Below are 2,691 nucleotides of genomic sequence, written 5' to 3' on the forward strand. Positions count from 1 at the left end.
ACGCCGAGCGGCTCGCAACAATTTTCGAGGCTGCCTTTGACTATATCATACGGAGCTAAAAGGCTGCAGCCTGTCGCAGCACCGGCGAGAGGGGGGTGATAGTACGTCTGCTCATTATTATGGCCAAGTGCCAAGCGGTGCGAAGACTGACGGTCAATGAGGCGTCGAGCCGTCGGATTTTGCCACGAAGGTGAGACGCCTGTCCGATTAGGCAGTGACAAGGAGGAYAATATCGGACTCATCCTCCAACTCCGCCCTCATCCCTTGTGAGAAGCTGCCGGGGTCGACCGATCGATATCGCCTATTAGCGTGCCGCTGCACCACCATCTGTGTTCATTATGGACAAGGCGATAGGCAATCGGGATCCGTGCCGTCGCGCATCGACGGCGACTAGGTCCGCCGCGATGTAAGCCAACCGCGCCCGCTCCTTCGCGGCATCCTCGACGGAAATAGTCGGCCTTAGTTTACTCCACGCGGTCTCCAAAGCGGCGTCCGCGCGGGCCAGGTCGACCGGGTCAATCAACGACGAGAACGGCATGTCTCCTCCCCCCGCGGGGCGTGCGGCCGAAAATTTAGGCAGCCGCATCGCCGGCGCAAGATTGAGGCGAGACAAAAAAAGGTTGGGCCATTGCGCTCGCGTCGCGGATGCGGTGCGGCGGTGGCCGATGCGTTCTAGGCTCCACCGATCCAGCCCAGCGGATCAGGGAGAAGAGCGATGGAGTGCTTTGTCGGTTTGGACGTTTCGGTAAAGACGACGAGCGTCTGCGTGATGGACGCAGGCGGATCGATCATCAGGGAAGGCAAGACTGAGAGTTCGCCGGAGGCGATCGGCGCGTTCCTGTCAGCGTGTAGTGACCGCTATTCGCGGGTCGGCCTGGAAGCCGGCCCGCTGTGCCAATGGCTCTATGCCGGTCTTATGAAGGCAGGCTTTCCGGTGATCTGCATCGAGACGCGGCACGCTCAGGCGGTTCTAAGCGCCCGGCCGAACAAGACCGACCGTAACGATGCACGCGGCATCGCGCAGATGATGCGGGTCGGGCTCTATCGCCCGGTCAACGTCAAGACGATGGCCAGCCAGAAGATTAGAGCGCTGCTGAGTGGCCGACGCTTCCTTCAGGCCAAGCTGCTCGATGTCCAGAACAGCATTCGCGGCCTGCTCCGCAACTTCGGCCTCAAGGTCGGCATGGTACGCGGGCTCGCTATGAAGCGCGCATCCTCGAGCTGATTGAGGACGCGCCCTCCTTGCAAGCGATCATCGAGCCGATGCTGGCGGTGCGCCGGGTCGTTCGTGAACAGTATGTCGGCCTGCACAAGAAGATGCTGGCTCTGGCGCGCGCCGACGACGATTGCCTCCTGCTGATGAGCGCCCCCGGCGTGGGCCCGCTCGTAGCTCTGACCTATCGTGCTGCAATCGACGAGCCGGTCCGCTTCCTGCGCTCCCGCTCCGTCGGCGCCCATTTCGGATTWGCACCGCGAACGCATCAATCCGGCGAGATCGACCGGCGCGGCAGGATCACCAAAAACGGTGACGAGACACTACGATCAGCCCTATTCGAGGCGGCGCTTGTCCTCCCGCGACCGCAGGCCAAGCCATCGGCCCTCAAGGCCTGGGGCCTGCGTGTCGCCAAGCGTCGGGGCATGGCTAAGGCGATGATCGCGGTCGCGCGCCGACTATCCGTCATTCTGCATCGGATGTGGGTCGATCGCATGCCGTTCCGCTGGACAGCGGAGCCAATCCAAGCCTGACCTCACCAACAGCGTTTCGAGATCCGCCACTGGGCGGAGCGATGTCCCGCAGGGACCGAAGGGCGGTGAGATCGAGGGCCGGTTGGAGACCGCGAGGTCACTCCGCGAAAAAGCGTGATCCACCACTCATCGGATCCAACCATGAAGCGGCCAAGGCGCCGACTTCGGAGAGAAGCCCGAGACCTGGCGGGACTACGCCGTGCGAGGAGCAACGAGGATTACAGCCATGCCCAATAAGCAAATGGCCGCGCCTGTGACGTCCCATCGATCCGGCCGCACATCCTCGACAACCCAGAGCCAAAGCAGCGAGGCAGCGATGTAAATCCCACCGTAGGCAGCATACGCGCGACCGGCTGCATCAGAATGAACGAAGGTGAGCGCGTAGGCGAACGCGATCAAAGAGCAGACCCCCGGGGCAATCCACCAAATGGACTTGCCCATACGGATCCACGCCCAAAACGCGAAGCATCCGGCAATCTCAGCGATCGCCGCTACGACAAACGCTGTAGCCGTTTGCACGCTAAACCTCCAGAATCACACGCAAGGAGAGTGTAGCCCGCTTGACAGCCAATGGCCCAATAGAGAAGCCCGCCAGCCAGACGCAAGCGGGGCAGCTCAAGCCAAAGGGATCGGTCGGGCGTTTAGGCCAGGGGCTGGATGGCCGCTGACGACCTAAATCGGTCGTCAGCGGCTAGTCCCGAGTGCGAAAAGCTGCCCTTTGCGATTTCCAGCATTCTTCTGGCGCGGCGCCGCGCCGGCCCAGCTAGCGCATTTAATTCGCGATGCGCGATTGAAGCCCCGGTCGAGCATCCTCCGTGGCCTGCTAAGCCGCATCGCTTAGGCCAGCGGCTTATCTGCCGGCGGTCAGGAGCCCATGACCACCTAGTGCGGCAAGAATCCAATCCGCGTTATATTCAAGTTAGCATAACGAGCGGGCCGTAAGCA

At 62.0% G+C, this 2,691-nt stretch carries 1 protein-coding gene and 1 pseudogene; one reads left to right on the forward strand and one right to left on the reverse strand.

Annotated features, from left to right (window positions below; all coding sequences use genetic code 11):
• Window positions 1-715 precede the first annotated feature (715 nt).
• A pseudogene (locus AC1DVA_RS27500) lies at window positions 716-1,746 on the forward strand (IS110 family RNA-guided transposase).
• Window positions 1,747-1,938: 192 nt separating this feature from the next.
• Here the strand turns inward: AC1DVA_RS27500 and AC1DVA_RS27505 are convergent.
• A complete protein-coding gene (locus AC1DVA_RS27505; RefSeq protein WP_265055318.1) occupies window positions 1,939-2,265 on the reverse strand; it encodes a YnfA family protein in 327 nt (108 codons plus the stop codon).
• Between the last annotated feature and the right edge of the window lie 426 nt (window positions 2,266-2,691).

This window comes from Allobosea sp. P4_C6, assembly GCF_056402015.1.